The organism is uncultured Brevundimonas sp., assembly GCF_937863155.1.
Lineage (GTDB): Bacteria > Pseudomonadota > Alphaproteobacteria > Caulobacterales > Caulobacteraceae > Brevundimonas.
On sequence record NZ_CALMFB010000062.1, the window covers coordinates 76,743 to 92,056 of the forward strand.

The window sequence follows — 15,314 nt, forward strand, 5'->3', positions numbered from 1 at the left end:
GACGTCACCGCGTGGCGATGGGCTACGCCTGAATCTGCGGCGCTGCGGGCCGCGCGTGCATCAGACGCACGCTCCCCTCGGGAAATTCAAAGCGCTCCGGCCGTTCGAGGGCCTGCCGCTGGCTCCTGAGGGGCCCATGGAACATCATCCGGCCGTCGCCGTCGAAGAGCGCGAGTTCTTCGACCAGTCCGCTTCCCGGAATGACGAAACCGAACGCATGGGGAATGACAAGCATTCGGGAGTCGACGCGGCTCCAACGAACCGGTCGACGTTCGCCGGCGGTACGTGGGCTCTCAACATAGCCGTGCCGGCCTGTGCCGGGGGCTTGGGTCAGGAGGCTCGCGAACAAGCGATCGGGCAAATCGGAGCCTTCGGCAAAGCTAGTCGCCCGGAGCATGGCGGCGAAAGGGCCAATGAGGAAGGAGCGCGCAGCCGACGGCTGCGACTGGTTTCTGAGGCTCATGAGGTCTCCTGCGAGCTCTGGTGCTGGTGCGGCTTGATCGGATCCGAGGGTTCGAAGGGTGCGAGGACGCCGAATTCCATCATTCCCGCCTCGGGGGCCGAGAGCCGGATGATGACAGGAGAGGTGCCGAACTCTGTCCGAGCGTCATAGCGGGCGCGCCATTGGTCGTCGGTCATGCCGCGGTCCTTCCAAACCCACCCATGAGTGCCTCCCAGCCGGACCGCGCGAGCCCAACCGGTACGCTTGAACTGAGCAAGCGCGATGCGAGCCCGCGTCTCGTCGATCTCGGCCTCGGTTGCCGTAGGTGGGCGAGAGCGATCATTCATGGCGACGACCATCTCCTGGAAGAGGATCGGCCACTCCGCGTCGTCGAGCATCCGGCTGATCAGCGCGGCATCGCTCCAAAGCCCTTCCTGTCCAGGCGAAAGGGTGCGATCCAGATCGACGTAGAAGCGGAACGAGGCGATCGGAAGATCATGCATGTCCTCGGCACCGCGCCCATGCATGATCTTCCGATCAAGCATGGCCCGGTCGATCAGTCGGCTGATCTCGCCCTCGATCTGCACCCTCACGGCGCCCGTTCCTCGGCCGTCCGGTCGTTTGCCGCTGACGTCGTAGGGCGTCACGTACACAGCGGTGATCAGGCCGCGGAGGACGTCTCTGGCTCTGGTGGCATCGCGTTCGTCGCCTTGAAGAGCGTCTCCGAGATGCTCGAACAGGTCGGTCATACGCTCGACGACCGAGTCCGCGGTAAGCGAACCGGCCGGTTGCCGGGGTCCAGCCGAAACCTCACGCTTTAGCCGCTGCCTTTCGGCTCCAAGGGTTTCGAGATCGTCGTTGAGCATCTCGGCGGCGATACCCTTCGCGCCGCTTCTGATCTGCCGCATGACGTTGTCGATTTCTCGCTCCACTTCAGCTGCGCGCTTGACCGCGCGCGCGTGGCGCTCGTCCGCTTCACCAGCGGCCGCCCCTCGCTCACGAAGGTACTCGGGGATGAACCAGGTCATGACCGTCGTTTCCGCCAAACGCTGGGTCAGGCCATCCAGAACCACCCGCTCCAGATCTTCGCGGCGCACCCGTCGACCATTGGAGCAGGCTTTCAGCTTGTGCGCCGTGCAGCCCATCCTCATCGCGACCTGCACGTAAGAGCCACCGCAAACGCCGCATTTCACCAGACCACTTAGAAGGTAGGTGGGACGCCTGCGGTCGACGAGCTTGGAGGGAGGCCGAAGAGCAAGCTTCGCTTGATTGGCGTCCCAAACCTCCTGGGGGACAATCCGCAGCCACGGCATGTCGTGCTCGATGCGATCCGCGACGGGGGCACGCCGCTTCGCGACCTTCCCTGTTCGTTCGTTCAGCTCGGTCTTGACCTTTCCGTGGATGATCTTTCCCACGTACATGGGATTGCGGAGCAAGCCAGACATTGACCGACTGACGCCGGCGATCGTGTTGGGATGCCAAACGCGTCCGCCTTCCGGCGTCGGCACGCCTTCAGCGGTCAACGCGATCGCGATCTGGTTGGGACTCTTCCCGGCTTCAAAGTCCAGGTTGGCTCGGAGGACAATAGCGGCGTGTTCGGGGTGGATCTCAATCCGCCGCTGCTGCTGGCCTCGACTGTTCAGGATCGGTTTGCCATCCGCATCGAGATCGGTGACCGCCCGATAGCCGTAGGGTATGTCCCCCATGATCTTGCCACGCGCGGCCGCGGCGAGCCGGCCACGCGTCGTCCGCTCGCCGATCCGCTCGCTCTCCATCTGCGCCATCTCCGCGTACATCGCGAACTCGAAGCGGCTCATGACGCCCCGGTCATGCGTGAAGATGACGGCGGCGTTGTCCCTCAGCCGGTTGTTGGCGTCATGGAGCTCCCGGGCATTGCGACCGAGGCGGTCGAGGTGGAAGACGCACAGCACGTCCGCCAGACCGGCTTCGACCGCTGCGAGAGCTTCGATGTATCCCGTGCGGTTGGCGACGGTGCGGCCAGACTTGGCCTCATCCTTGAACTCACCGACGATCTCCCAGCCATATCGCTCGCAATCGGCGCGAAGCACATCGAGCTGATCGTCGGCCGACAGCGGGTTCTGATGATTGTCCGAAAAACGGGCGAGCAGAATGGCGCGCGCGCCCTTGGGCGGGAGGGGGCTGTTGAACATGGCCATCAGGCGCGACCCCGCGTGTCCCGTTGAGCGGCCAGGCGCGCCAGGCTCAGAACTAGAGGCAGAAGCAGCGCCTCATCCTCAGTCCGCTCCGGGTGCAACTGCGCCTCGCGGCGCTCTTCGGCCTTGCGCCAGAGCTGCTCATCAAGCGTGAGATGGGCCATCGTCACAGCACCCCTTGGGTGTGCTGCGAGCGCCGCGGCGATTTCGACGGCCGCGCCAAGAAGGAAATCTCATCGAACTCCCCAGCTTCTAGACGGTGTTCGAGGTCCTGAAGGACGGGCCGATGCCTCCCATCGTGGTGTTCCAGGAGAAGCGTGACGACGCGCGAGCCGGACGTCCGCGACTGGCGGAAGGCCTGTTGAAGCTCCGACGGATCGGCCCTCCGATCGAGATAAATGGCAATGCGCTGCATGTACTCCTCCTTGTGCTGCCAGGCCTCCTTGGCCATAGTGTCAGATAGATACACATACCGTCGGATGTCCGACGGTATGTGCTTTTTACCCACGCTTTCGCCGAGGTGTCAATGCGCGCGGAAATGGGCGTTCGCTATCGCGAGGCGCAGTTCAGTCCGTCGGAGGCCGTCGGCATCACGGGCCTCTCGCTCGGGATGCAGCGAGACTGGCGTAGCAATAAGCTTCTCAGAGCACGCGAGGGGGGGCGGGCCAGTTTCTCCCCGCGAGAAGTCGCGGAAATGCGGGTGATGGTGAAGCTGCGCGGCTTGGGTCTGCCGCTCCAGGACTGTCGATCTGTCGCAGACCAGGCGGGCCCTGCGGTGATCTTCGCGGCGCTTAGCAACCACTTGGAAGAAGCAATCGCGGTTGACGGTCCTGAGGATACGGCGGCCGAGCTCATGGAAACGCTTCAAGAGCACCGCGGCCGTGCCTCGTCGCTGTTGTCCCTTGCGGACGTGCCATCCGTGGAACACGCATATCGCCATGCGTTGGTCGAGAAGGGCGAGTGTTTCCTCGTCCGCGGATTGGACGACACGACCGTCGATGAGCACGTCGAGGTCGCTGGGATCGTCAATCTATGGGCGGTTGCCGAGGCGATCGTCAAAGCCTCGCCACGGCCCTTGTTCACCATCGTATTGGGAAGAGCGGCTTAGCTGGTCGAAGGTCTCAGAAGGTGACGGGATGGCCATCACCGGAGCAGTCGCGCGCCCACCCGGTCTGAAAGTAGGTCCGCCGAAGCCGATCCTCTGCATCGTCGAACTCGATGTAGGTTCGGCCGTCGGCGCCCGCATAGGCCTGGAACCGATGGAAGCCTGTCATGCCGCCAAAACCGTTCCGGGTATTGATCTCGCCGCAGAAGACTTGCCCGTTCGGCGCCGGCAACCGCCGGACATTTCGAAAGCGGGCGGAGTCGGGGTCGCGCAGCCTGCCGAGCAACGCGCGTCGGGCCGCCCGTTGGAAATCCGAGGCCGTGTGCAAGATCCCCGGCCCCGGCGGGGGCGCAGGCTGCTCTGACGCCTGTCTCAGAGCCTCAATCCGTCGCCGCAGGTCGGCCATATCGGTGCCGATGGACTGCGGGGTCGCGGTGGTCAGGGCAAGAGCAACTGCTGATTCCAGGATCATCGGCACCCTCCAATGATCACTATAGTGACTGGTTGAACGTGAAGAATTCCTTGCGCCTGCGCCCATGCAACTGGCGCAGACATTCGGCCAAAACGTCAGGCGGCTTCGCCTCGATCGGGGCCTGACCTTGGAGGCCTTGGCCGACGAGGTCGGCCTTGCCTACACCTATGTGGGGCAGATCGAACGCGGCCAGCGCAATCCGACGCTCGGCGTCGTCGAGAAGATCGCCGCCGCGCTCGGCGCTGATGCCATCGATCTGCTGCGCCCTGCGAGCTGACGCACGCCGGACGGGGCGGTGTCTCCAGTCAGAGCTTGAGCGCTCCGAACTTGATCCGCGCCAAGTTGCGATGGAGCATTCCGATGCGCTTGACGCCGTATTTGGCGGCGACGGTTTTGGGGGCCCAGCCGCCGATGGCGTCGATGACCTCAGGGGAGATGTCGAGGTCCAGGGCGCGCTCACGCAGCATGTGGCGGAAGGAGTGAGCGACGAGCTTGGGCGCATCCGAGACGTGGTCGTCGATGATCTTGTTGATCCGTTTCGAGTGATAGTGGGACCAATCCACCTTCTGCCCGACGACGCGGGGCTTCACCTCGGGGAAGAGCTGCGTCTCGCCGGCGGCCTTGCGACGCTCGACAAGCTTGAGGAAGCCGGCCGCCATGACCAAGGGGTGGATGGGCGCCGGGCGGATGCTGCGCTGGTTCTTGTACTGGGCCTGCCCGATCCGCAGGCCCTGGTCGTCGAACTCGCCGAAGTCGAGGAAGTGGACGCCGTCGTGCTCGCGCACTTCGTGGGTACGCAACTGGAGGAGCTCGGAGATCCGGGCGCCGTTCAGGCTGAGCGCCGTCACCCAGAAGAGCGAATGATCCTCGGCCTTCTGCGGGGCCAGCGCTGAGAACAGCTTGATCAGCTCCTGGTCGGTGAAGCCCTCACGCTGCACCTTGGGCGCGGCCTGGGGCATCAATCCTTCGAAGGGGTTCTTGTCGAGCCAAGCTTCGTTCTCGGCCAGCGCCCAGTTCCAGATCATGGAGACGTGGTTCAGGTAGGTGCGCACGGTCGTGACCGATACGGCCGGATCGCCGGTTTTGATGCGGGCCTCGGCGGCCTCGGCCAGGGTCTTTCCCGGGAACTTCTTGGTCGCGTTGGACGGGAGGGTCTGGATGAAGGCGAGGAAGTCCCGGGCGTCCTGCCGGCCAATAGCGCGGATGGGCTTTTTCTCGCCGAAGAACTCCTTCAGCGCCCGCATGGGCGCCCGGTAGTCCTTGTTCTCGCCCTTGGCCGCCAGATAGGCGGCCAGCAGTTCGTCGAGCCTCTTGTCGCCCGGCCGCGGCTCATGGGTTGGATGTCGGGGCACGACGATGTCGGGGCGATGCGCGAGGCTGAGGAGGGTGGCGGCGTAGCGGCGCTCCTGCTCCTGGGCCCGGACCACCTCCATCCAGGCCTTGGCGAAATACGGTCTGACGATCGTGCGCGTGGTCGCCGCCCAGCGCGCTCCGAGGACGGCGTTCAGCACCGTGTCGAAGCCGTCGATGTCGCGCCAGGCCTCGGGACTGGTCTCGATGACCTGGAGACGATCCAGCAGCATGAAGGTCTCGGGCGGCATTGCCGGGCTGCGCGAGGCCTCGGGCCGTTCCTCAAAGTAGCGCTCGGCCCAGATGAGGCCGCCATGCTCGACGCCTGCGGCCGGCGACGCCAGCGCCTCGGCGCGAGCCTTGTATTCCAGGAGGCTGATCTCGACGTCGAAGCCGAGGGCGGTGGCGACCTCTTCGGCGCGCCAGGCGTCGATGCGCTCGCGCGCCTGGGACACGCCGCCGGGTTTATGCTCGGCCCGCAGGCTGGCGAAGACGGCCTTCCATTCGCGCCTCAGGGCTTCGCCTATGCCGTCGGCCTCCTCGGCGTTGCGGCGGCGCGTGGTCTTGATCAGGGCGCCCTTCGGCCGGCCGTCCTCGTGAACGAGCAGGGCGCGTCGCGCATCCGTCTCGGGCAGGCCTAGGGCGATGGTCTGGACGTCGGCCGGAACGATGAGCCGGACATTGCGGGTGAGGCCGTTTTTCGGCGCCGAAACCCCGTTTCGCTTGGCTCTAAAAGAGGCGCTGGACATGGCCAAAACCCTCGCACATTTTGCACAAGCTTTGTACAAGGTTTGTCGCGAAAAGGCGTTTCCGTTCAGCGCCTTCTTGTGATTTCAAGGGGTTAGGTGGACGATGGTGGGTGATGTAGGGCTCGAACCTACGACCCGCTGATTAAGAGTCAGCTGCTCTACCAACTGAGCTAATCACCCGATATCGACGCGCATTCAGCATGCCCTGTCTTTGCAGCCAGCGCCATGCCGAAGGGCGGTGCAAATAGGCGGGATCAGGCGGTAACGCAAGCGGCATTTCGTCGCCCGCCCGCAGGGGATAAGGTCTGATCAGGGAATCGATCCGCCGACGGATGGCGGCCGAAGGGGGAAAGCATGGCGTTCTGGAACCGGCGGCGCTCGATCGAGGCCATCACCGACATCGAAGGCCATGCGCGGCTGAAGCCGACCATGAGCTGGCCGCATCTGATCGCCCTGGGCGTCGGGGCCATCGTCGGCACCGGCATCTACACCCTGATCGGGGTCGGGGCGGCCAAGGCGGGGCCGGCGGTCATGCTGGCCTTCCTGATCGCGGGGGTGGTGTGCGTGGTCGCGGCCCTGGCCTATGCCGAGCTGGCGACCATGATCCCGGCCTCGGGCAGCGCCTACACCTATTCCTACGCCGCGCTGGGCGAAATGCTGGCCTGGGTGATCGGCTGGAGCCTGATCCTGGAGTATTCGCTGGTGGTCTCGGCCGTGGCCGTGGGCTGGGCCGGCTATTTCACGGGCTTCCTGGAAAGCGTGGGCTGGGGATTGCCCGCCTATCTGACCAGCGGGCCGTTTGGCACGGAGACGCCGGGCCTGGTGAACCTGCCGGCCGTCGGCATCGTGGCGCTGGTGGCCGGCATGCTGATGCTGGGCACGCGAGAGAGCGCCACGGTCAACGCCGTGCTGGTGGTGGTGAAGGTCGTGGCCCTGGGCGCCTTTGTCGCCATCGCCGCCCCGCATTTCGACCCGGCCAATCTGCAGCCCTTCATGCCCTATGGCTTCACCAAGTCGCTGAACGCCGAAGGGGTGGAGATGGGCGTCATGGCCGCGGCGGCCATCATCTTCTTCGCCTTCTACGGCTTCGACGCCGTATCGACGGCGGCCGAGGAGACCAAGAACCCCGGCCGCGACCTGACCATCGGCATCGTCGGGTCGATGGTCGCCTGCATAGCCATCTATATGGTCGTGGCCGCCGCCGCCGTGGGCGCCATGCCGTTCGGCCAGTTCGCCGGCTCCAGCGAACCCCTGGCGCACATCGCCCGCACTCTGGGCAGCGATACGGCCGCCACCATCATCGCCGGGGCCGCCATCGTGGCCCTGCCGACCGTGCTGCTGGCCTTCATGTACGGGCAGAGCCGCATCTTCTTCGTCATGGCGCGGGACGGCATGCTGCCGCGTGGCCTGGCCAAGGTCAGCGAGACGCGCGGATCGCCGGTGCTGATGACCGGCCTGACCGCCGTGCTGATGGCGGTGATCGCGGGCCTGTTCAGCCTGGGCGAACTGGCGGCCCTGGCCAATGCCGGGACGCTGGCGGCCTTCATCGCCGTGGGCGCGGCGCTGATCGTGCTGCGGGTCCAGCAGCCGGGCCGTGAGCGCCGGTTCAAGGCGCCGCTGTGGCCCCTGGTCGGGGCGGGGGCCATCCTGGGGTGCCTGTATCTGTTCGCCAGCCTGCCGGGCTCGACCCAGACGAATTTCTTCATCTGGAACGCGGCGGGGCTGGTGATCTATCTGCTGTTCGCGCGGCGCAACACCCGCCTGGCCAAGGGCGAGGAGACCGCCGCCTGATGGCCCGCCGCGATCTGTCCGGCGCCGTCGACTTCACCGTGCTGGAGCGGATGACCGGCGGGGTGGATGTGATCACCGAGGAGATCCTGGGCCTGTTCGTCCAGCAGGCGGCCATCTGGTCGCCCCTGCTGGACGTGCGCGAAGACGGCTGGCGCGACGCCGCCCATACGTTGCGCGGCGCGGCGGCGGGCATAGGGGCGGAAGAGGTCGCGACCGCCTGCGCCCTGGCCGAAGCGGTGGACAAGGCCGACGCCCCGCCGATGCTGGAACGGGCGCGAACGGCGCTGGAGGCGGCCCTGGCCGATGTGGCCGCCTATCGCCACGAACTGATGCTGAGAGGGCTGAAGGGCTGACGGCGTCAGGCGTAGTTGAAGCTGATCGAGATCCGCTCTGACTTCGCCGCGTTGGCGGGCACCTCGTGCCGCAGCCAGCTTTCCCACATCAGGATCGTGCCGGCCCTCGGCGCCAGATAGACGAAGGGCTGTTCCGCCTCGGGCGCATCGGGGGTCACGCCGGGGCGGGCCATCATCATGGCCAGGCGGGGGTCTTCCAGCTTCAGGGCCGAAGCGCCGTCCGGCACCTCGACATAGACGGTGCCCGACAGAAAGGCGTGCGGGTGAATATGGCCGGTATGGCCGCCGCCGGGCTTCAGGATGTTGACCCACAGATTGTCCAGACGCGGCTTGCGCGCCAGGTCGAAATTCAGCGCGCGGGCATAGGCCAGGGCGTGCCGGTCGAGGTGCTTCTTCAGCTCGGCGAACTCGGGCAGGCGCTGGGGCAGGTCGGTCAGAGAGCCGTAGGAGGTGTATCCGCGATAGCCGTTCGCCCGGCACCAGGCGCGGCCCGCGCCGTCCTCGACCGCCAGCATGCGGCAGGCGTCGGCCAGGTCGGCGTTGAAGTCGGCGAAACCGGAAACTGAGGCCAGGCTGGCCTCATAGACGTGGGTGACGAAGAGCGGGCGCAGGGGCATGAGGTCTCTTTAGCGCATCACAGCGTGATGTCCGCCTCTCCGCGCAGGATCGCCTCGGCCTGGGGCGTGTGCCGGGCCCCGTCACGGTCGTGCAGCACCAGCGGCGGCAGTAGTCGCAAGGGCGCCTTGCCGGTCTTGATCGCGGCGACCAGCACCCGCTTGGCCGGCTCGTCGGCGTGGGGATGGATCGGCAGGACGGCGAACGACCCGGCCTTGGGCGCCAGCAGGGCCAGGATGTCGGCCAGCCTGTCGGCGCGGTGGATCAGGACGATGCGCCCGCCCTCCGTGACCGCCTTCAGCAGGAAGCCGGTCCAGGCGCCCAGGCCGTCGTCGGCCATCCAGGCGGCGCGCTTGCCGGGGGCCGGGGCGCGCAGGGCGCCGGGGTCGTCGAAGAAGGGCGGATTGGCCACGGCCCAGTCGCAGGGCGCGCGGTCCAGGGCGCGGAAGCCGGCGGCCACGTCGGCGGTCAGGATCTCCACCCGGTCCTCGACGCCGTTCAGCGCGGCGTTCTGGCGGGCCAGATCGGCGGCCTCGGCTTCGCGCTCGACGCCGATCAGCCGGGCGTGGGGACAGCGCGCCGCGATCTGGAACAGGGCGCCGCCCGCGCCGCATCCGGCCTCGATCACCCGCTGCCCCGGCCCGGCCCTGACGGCGGCGGCCAGCACGGCCGCATCCATCCCGGCGCGATAGCCGCGCGTGGGCTGGCGCAAACGCACCCGGCCGTTCAGCAACGCATTTTCGACCGGCGGTTCCGTGACCGTCACTTAACTTGACCCTTCATGGCGCCCTCACCATTGTGCGCCGCGTCGCAAAGGGGCAAGAGCGCCCCTTGAAACCTCCACCCCAGCAACGAGTATCCATCTTGGACGCAGCCGCCCGCCCCGCCGCCCGTGACAAGGGCGATGTCGAGGCCCTGGTCCGCCTGGCCCAGGCCGACATGGCGGCGGTCGACGCCCATATCGTGGCGCGGATGCAGTCGCCCGTGCCGGTGATCCCCAAGCTGGCCGAACACCTGATCGCGGCGGGGGGCAAGCGCCTGCGTCCGTTGCTGACCGTGGCCGCCGCGCGGGCCGTGGGGGCGGCCGACGACATCGAACCGGCGCGCAAGCTGGCGGCGGCGGTCGAGTTCATCCACACCGCCACCCTGCTGCACGACGATGTGGTGGACGGCTCCGAGCTGCGGCGCGGCAAGGTGGCGGCGCATCTGATCTGGGGCGCCCCGACCAGTGTTCTGGTGGGCGACTTCCTGTTCGCGCGCGCGTTCGAGCTGATGGTCGAGACCGATTCCCTGCGCGCCCTGGGCATATTGGCGCGCGCCGCCGGGGTGATCGCCGAGGGCGAGGTGCTGCAACTGACCCGCGCCCACGACCTGAACCTGGACCGCGACACCTATTTGACGATCATCACCGCCAAGACCGCCGAACTGTTCGCCGCCGCCGCCGAATCCGGCGCCGTGGGCGTGGGGGCCGACGAAGCGGCGGTTCAGGCCCTTCGCGCCTATGGGCTGAACCTGGGCATCGCCTTCCAGCTTGCGGACGACGCCCTGGACTATGGCGGCGCGGCGGCGGCCCTGGGCAAGAACGCGGGCGACGACTTCAACGAGGGCAAGGCCACCCTGCCGCTTCTGCTGGCGGTCCAGAAGACGCGCGGCGCCGAAGACGCCTTCTGGGAGCGCACCATCACCCAGGGCCAGCGCACCGAGGCGGATTTCGAGCGTGCGCGCGAACTGGTCGTCGCCTCGGGCGCCATCGCCGCGACCCTGGATGTGGCGGGCGACTACGCCGATGCCGCCAAGACGGCGCTGGAGGTTCTGCCGGCCGGCGAATGGCGCACGGCGCTGGAGCAACTGGCCGACTTCGCCGTCAGCCGCGCGGCCTGACTCCCAAAGTCTACGGCGCCCGCTGCGAGGGATTGTGCGTGGTCGTGGCGCCCTGGCGCATGTCCATGCCCGGCACGTCGGGCAGATGCGCGCCCGCACAGCCCATGCCGAAGTTCGAGCCGGGACAGTCGCCCGGCCCCACCACCCCGACCCCGCCGGACAGGGGACGACGCATCATCTCATAGCGGCGCATTTCACGCGCGCCCTCGGCGGCGAAACGGGCGTCGCGTTCCGGGTTGCCCGTTCCCTGGATCGGCGCCGCGCGGGCGGCTGCCTCGTTGAAGGCCGTGTCGCAGGCCGCCTGCTGGGCCGCGCCCATCTGACCCCGCAACATGCGGCAGCCGGGAATGCCCTGCCGCAGCGACCGGGCGACGGCGTCCCCCAGGCTTTCGGGGCGAACCCGCCAGGCGTCGCCGGCGGGCGCGCCGGTCGGGGCAGGGGCGGCCAGCCGGGCCGAAGGCGCCGAAGGGGTCTGGTCCTCTTCATCCTTGCGTCGGACAATCGCCGCGCCGGTTGAAGCGGAGGATGGTGCGGTCAGGGCAGGGGACGACGCCTGGGCGACCGACGTCTCGGCGATCGCAGCCTGGGCCGGCGTTCGTGGCGTTTCATCGCGCAGAAGCGGGCGTGGCGTCAGGTCCAGGGGGATCAGGCGCTCGACCGGCGAAGACGGCGGCGAAACCGGAACATCGAACGTCCGCAGCGCCATATAGCCCAGAACGGCGGCATGCAGCGCCAGCGACACGCCGGCCATCGCCGCGCGTCGAACTCGCGGCGCCCTCACCCAAGGCGCCCTGTCCGGCCATGCCCAGTCGATGTTCGGCAAGCGTCTCTCCCCTGACCGGGCCACAGGACGGGGCAAGCGTGGCCTTAATGCGGCTGGATGCAGGCCGCTCCGGGGTTTGCGCTGCGCTTGACCTTGGGCCCCTCAGCGCGTAAACGGCGCGCACTTTCGAGATGGGCGCTTCGGCGGCCGTCCTGATCGTCACAATCGAACGGACGGGCTGCGCCCGCCGGAACGGCCAAAGCGCCCGTTCCGGCTTTTCTGTTTGAGGCGGCGTTCCGGTCTCGCAAAGGCAACCCGGGCGGGGAAGGCTCCCCGTTCAGAAGAAGGTCCATGAGGCGCCCCGGCCGAAAGGCACACGCCTCCATACAGAAGTCGAGACGGTATCGAATGCCTACGATCAACCAGCTGATGCGCAAGCCCCGCAAGCCCAAGCCCACCCGTAACAAGGTGCCGGCCCTGGAGGGTTCGCCCCAGCGTCGCGGCGTCTGCACCCGCGTCTACACCACGACCCCGAAGAAGCCGAACTCGGCTCTGCGTAAGGTCGCCAAGGTCCGCCTGGCCAAGAACGGCTATGAAGCCGTGTGCTACATCCCCGGCGAAGGCCACAACCTGCAGGAGCACTCGGTGGTCCTGATCCGCGGCGGCCGCGTCAAGGACTTGCCCGGCGTTCGCTACCACATCCTGCGCGGCGTGCTGGACACGCAAGGCGTCAAGGACCGCAAGCAGCGCCGTTCGCACTACGGCGCCAAGCGTCCGAAGTAATCCGCCCTGCGCGCCCTATAGATTCAAGAGGATACATCCATGTCCCGTCGTCACCGCGCCCAGAAGCGTGAAGTCCTGCCGGATCCCAAATTCGGTGACCTGATCGTCACCAAATTCATGAACTACGTCATGTACGAAGGCAAAAAGGCCGTCGCCGAGAACATCGTCTACGGCGCCTTCGACATCCTGGCCGAGAAGAAGAAGGACCAAGAGCCGGTCGCCACTTTCCACACCGCGCTGGAAAACGTGGCCCCGTCGGTCGAAGTCCGGTCGCGTCGCGTCGGCGGCGCCACCTATCAGGTGCCGGTCGAGGTTCGCCCCGACCGTCGTCGCGCCCTGGCCATCCGCTGGCTGGTGAACGCCGCGCGCAACCGCGGCGAAAACACCATGACCGAAAAGCTGGCCGCCGAGCTGCTGGACGCCTCGAACAACCGCGGCACCGCGGTCAAGAAGCGCGAAGACACCCACAAGATGGCCGAAGCCAACCGCGCCTTCAGCCACTACCGCTGGTAACGCCTTCAAGGGGCCGTCTTCGGTTCCTATCTACGTGACTATCCGGCGCGGGCGGTTTGAGCTAAATCGCCCGCGCCCGCTTATCCGAACATCCCTCCGAGGCCGTCTGACGCGGCCGTTTGACCGCAAGGCACTCTCCTATGCCCCGCACGCATAAAATCGAAGACTACCGCAACTTCGGCATCATGGCCCACATCGACGCGGGCAAGACGACGACGACCGAGCGGATCCTGTTCTACACCGGCAAGAACCACAAAATGGGCGAGACGCACGACGGCGCGTCCACCATGGACTGGATGGACCAGGAGCAGGAACGCGGCATCACCATCACCTCGGCCGCCACGACCGCCTTCTGGAAAGAGAAGCGGCTGAACATCATCGACACTCCCGGCCACGTGGACTTCACCATTGAGGTCGAACGTTCGCTGCGCGTTCTGGACGGCGCCGTGACCGTGCTGGACGGCAACGCCGGCGTCGAGCCGCAGACCGAAACCGTCTGGCGCCAGGCCGACAAATACCGCGTGCCGCGCATCGTCTTCGTCAACAAGATGGACAAGATCGGCGCCGACTTTGACGCCTCGGTCCAGTCGATCCGCGACCGCCTGGGCGCCAAGGCCGTGCCGATCCAGCTGCCGATCGGTTCGGAAGTGAACCTGAAGGGCGTGATCGACCTGGTCGAGATGAAGGCCCTGGTCTGGGAAACCGACGCCGTGGGCGCCGACCCCGACGTGCGCGAAATCCCCGCCGACATGGCCGAGAAGGCCGCCGCCGCCCGCCAGTATCTGATCGACAACGCCGTCGAACTGGATGACGAGGCGATGGAAGCCTATCTGGAAGGCAATGAGCCGTCGGTCGAGACGCTGAAGAAGTGCATCCGCAAGGCCGTGCTGACCGGCGCCTTCTATCCGATCCTGGGCGGCTCGGCCTTCAAGAACAAGGGCGTGCAGCCGCTGCTGGACGCGGTGGTCGACTATCTGCCGTCGCCGGTGGACATCCCGCCGACCCCGGGCATCGACTTCCGCACCGAAGAGCCGATCACCCGCAAGGCGTCGGACGACGAACCCCTGTCGGTTCTGGCGTTCAAGATCATGGACGACCCCTTCGTCGGCTCGATCACCTTCTGCCGCATCTATTCCGGCAAGATGGAAACGGGCATGGGCCTGCTGAATTCGTCGCGCGACAAGAAAGAGCGCGTCGGCCGCATGCTGCTGATGCACTCGAACAACCGCGAGGACATCAAGGAAGCCTATGCCGGCGACATCGTCGCCCTGGCCGGCCTGAAGGAAACCCGCACCGGCGACACCCTGTGCGACCCGATCAAGAACCCCGTCATCCTGGAGAAGATGGAGTTCCCGGCGCCGGTTATCGAAATCGCCGTCGAGCCCAAGACCAAGGCCGACCAGGAAAAGCTGGGCGTCGCCCTGGCCAAGCTGGCCTCGGAAGATCCGTCCTTCACCGTCTCGACCGACCACGAGTCGGGCCAGACCATCCTGAAGGGCATGGGCGAGCTGCACCTGGACATCAAGATCGACATCCTGAAGCGCACCTATAAGGTCGAGGCGACCATCGGCGCGCCGCAGGTGGCCTATCGCGAGACCATCAGCCGCAAGGCCGAGATCGACTACACCCACAAGAAGCAGACCGGCGGTACGGGCCAGTTCGCCCGCGTCAAGCTGGTGTTCGAGCCGGGCGAGCCGGGTTCGGACTTCGTCTTCGAAAGCGCCATCGTCGGCGGCTCGGTGCCCAAGGAATACATCCCGGGCGTCGAAAAGGGCCTGAAGTCGGCCAAGGAAAACGGTCTGCTGGCCGGCTTCCCGCTGATCGACCTGAAGGCCACCCTGATCGACGGCGCCTTCCACGACGTCGACTCCTCGGTCCTGGCGTTCGAAATCGCTTCGCGCGCGGCCTTCAAGGAACTGCGCGAGAAGGGCGGGCCCAAGCTGCTGGAGCCGATCATGGCCGTCGAGGTCGTGACCCCGGAAGAGTATCTGGGTTCGGTCATCGGCGACCTGAACGGTCGTCGCGGCATGATCCAGGGGCAGGACATGCGCGGCAACGCCGTCGTCGTGAACGCCTTCGTGCCGCTGGCCAACATGTTCGGCTATGTGAACACCCTGCGGGGCATGTCGCAGGGCCGCGCCCAGTTCACCATGCAGTACGACCACTACGAGCCGGTGCCGCAACACGTCGCCGACGAAGTGATCAAGAAGTACGCCTAAAACTTAACCCCCAGACGAGGACCCCGATTGGGGGACAAAGGAGCTAGAAATGGCCAAGGAAAAATTCGAACGGACTAAGCCGCACTGCAACATTGGCACGATCG

At 66.6% G+C, this 15,314-nt stretch carries 16 protein-coding genes and 1 tRNA gene; 8 read left to right on the plus strand and 9 right to left on the minus strand.

The features are described 5' to 3' along the window. Positions 1-22 precede the first annotated feature (22 nt). From Q0581_RS10020 to Q0581_RS10030, 3 genes are all read right to left on the minus strand, one after another. Positions 23-463 (minus strand): hypothetical protein, encoded by a 441-nt coding sequence (locus tag Q0581_RS10020; protein ID WP_298699882.1) that lies wholly within the window; start codon positions 461-463, stop codon positions 23-25. Next, complete coding sequence (locus Q0581_RS10025; protein WP_298699884.1) at positions 460-2,619, minus strand: recombinase family protein; 2,160 nt, start codon at positions 2,617-2,619, stop codon at positions 460-462. The genes Q0581_RS10020 and Q0581_RS10025 overlap by 4 nt, the downstream gene beginning before the upstream one ends. Positions 2,620-2,782: 163 nt before the next feature. Next, entirely contained in the window at positions 2,783-3,067 is a 285-nt protein-coding gene (locus Q0581_RS10030; protein ID WP_298699885.1) for a hypothetical protein, read from the minus strand. Between the two features lie 42 nt (positions 3,068-3,109). Between Q0581_RS10030 and Q0581_RS10035 the strand changes: the two genes are divergently transcribed. Continuing rightward, the gene (locus tag Q0581_RS10035; protein ID WP_298699887.1) at positions 3,110-3,724 is read left to right on the plus strand and encodes a MerR family transcriptional regulator; all 615 of its coding nucleotides are present in this window, start codon (positions 3,110-3,112) and stop codon (positions 3,722-3,724) included. A gap of 13 nt (positions 3,725-3,737) precedes the next feature. Here Q0581_RS10035 and Q0581_RS10040 read toward each other — a convergent pair whose 3' ends face one another. Next, positions 3,738-4,193, minus strand: coding sequence for a hypothetical protein (locus Q0581_RS10040; RefSeq protein WP_298699888.1), 456 nt, complete (start codon positions 4,191-4,193; stop codon positions 3,738-3,740). Positions 4,194-4,257: 64 nt separating this feature from the next. Here Q0581_RS10040 and Q0581_RS10045 point away from each other — a divergent pair, with 64 nt between their 5' ends. Beyond that, positions 4,258-4,470, plus strand: a complete 213-nt coding sequence (locus Q0581_RS10045; protein ID WP_298699890.1) for a helix-turn-helix transcriptional regulator — start codon at positions 4,258-4,260, stop codon at positions 4,468-4,470. A gap of 28 nt (positions 4,471-4,498) precedes the next feature. Here the strand turns inward: Q0581_RS10045 and Q0581_RS10050 are convergent, their stop codons facing one another. Continuing rightward, on the minus strand, positions 4,499-6,292 hold the full coding sequence (locus tag Q0581_RS10050; protein ID WP_298699892.1) for a hypothetical protein: 1,794 nt from the start codon (positions 6,290-6,292) through the stop codon (positions 4,499-4,501). 104 nt (positions 6,293-6,396) lie between these two features. Then, positions 6,397-6,472, minus strand: a tRNA-Lys gene (locus Q0581_RS10055). Between the two features lie 174 nt (positions 6,473-6,646). Between Q0581_RS10055 and Q0581_RS10060 the strand changes: the two genes are divergently transcribed. Together Q0581_RS10060 and Q0581_RS10065 are read left to right on the plus strand one after the other, a co-directional pair. Continuing rightward, entirely contained in the window at positions 6,647-8,083 is a 1,437-nt protein-coding gene (locus Q0581_RS10060; protein ID WP_298699893.1) for an amino acid permease, read from the plus strand. Next, positions 8,083-8,436 carry an Hpt domain-containing protein gene (locus Q0581_RS10065; protein ID WP_298699894.1) on the plus strand — a complete coding sequence of 118 codons (354 nt, stop codon included), beginning with the start codon at positions 8,083-8,085 and terminating at the stop codon, positions 8,434-8,436. The genes Q0581_RS10060 and Q0581_RS10065 overlap by 1 nt, the downstream gene beginning before the upstream one ends. Before the next feature lie 5 nt (positions 8,437-8,441). Here the strand turns inward: Q0581_RS10065 and Q0581_RS10070 are convergent, their stop codons facing one another. Together Q0581_RS10070 and Q0581_RS10075 are read right to left on the minus strand one after the other, a co-directional pair. Then, positions 8,442-9,053: a TIGR02466 family protein gene (locus Q0581_RS10070; RefSeq protein WP_298699896.1), complete on the minus strand. Its 612-nt coding sequence runs from the start codon at positions 9,051-9,053 to the stop codon at positions 8,442-8,444. A 17-nt stretch (positions 9,054-9,070) separates the two neighbouring features. Further along, a complete protein-coding gene (locus Q0581_RS10075) occupies positions 9,071-9,817 on the minus strand; it encodes a methyltransferase (RefSeq protein ID WP_298699898.1) in 747 nt (248 codons plus the stop codon). 98 nt (positions 9,818-9,915) lie between these two features. On the opposite strand from Q0581_RS10075, the gene Q0581_RS10080 reads away from it, so the two are divergent. Continuing rightward, entirely contained in the window at positions 9,916-10,932 is a 1,017-nt protein-coding gene (locus tag Q0581_RS10080; RefSeq protein ID WP_298699899.1) for a polyprenyl synthetase family protein, read from the plus strand. A 10-nt stretch (positions 10,933-10,942) separates the two neighbouring features. On the opposite strand, the gene Q0581_RS10085 is transcribed toward Q0581_RS10080, so the two are convergent. After that, complete coding sequence (locus tag Q0581_RS10085; protein WP_298699900.1) at positions 10,943-11,683, minus strand: hypothetical protein; 741 nt, start codon at positions 11,681-11,683, stop codon at positions 10,943-10,945. 420 nt (positions 11,684-12,103) lie between these two features. On the opposite strand from Q0581_RS10085, the gene rpsL reads away from it, so the two are divergent. The 3 genes from rpsL to fusA all read left to right on the plus strand — a co-directional run bounded on the left by rpsL (position 12,104) and on the right by fusA (position 15,210). Continuing rightward, positions 12,104-12,478, plus strand: coding sequence for a 30S ribosomal protein S12 (rpsL, locus tag Q0581_RS10090; protein WP_292263323.1), 375 nt, complete (start codon positions 12,104-12,106; stop codon positions 12,476-12,478). A 39-nt stretch (positions 12,479-12,517) separates the two neighbouring features. Continuing rightward, complete coding sequence (rpsG, locus tag Q0581_RS10095; RefSeq protein WP_298699902.1) at positions 12,518-12,991, plus strand: 30S ribosomal protein S7; 474 nt, start codon at positions 12,518-12,520, stop codon at positions 12,989-12,991. Between the two features lie 140 nt (positions 12,992-13,131). Further along, complete coding sequence (gene fusA / locus Q0581_RS10100; RefSeq protein WP_298699904.1) at positions 13,132-15,210, plus strand: elongation factor G; 2,079 nt, start codon at positions 13,132-13,134, stop codon at positions 15,208-15,210. Positions 15,211-15,314: the final 104 nt, after the last annotated feature.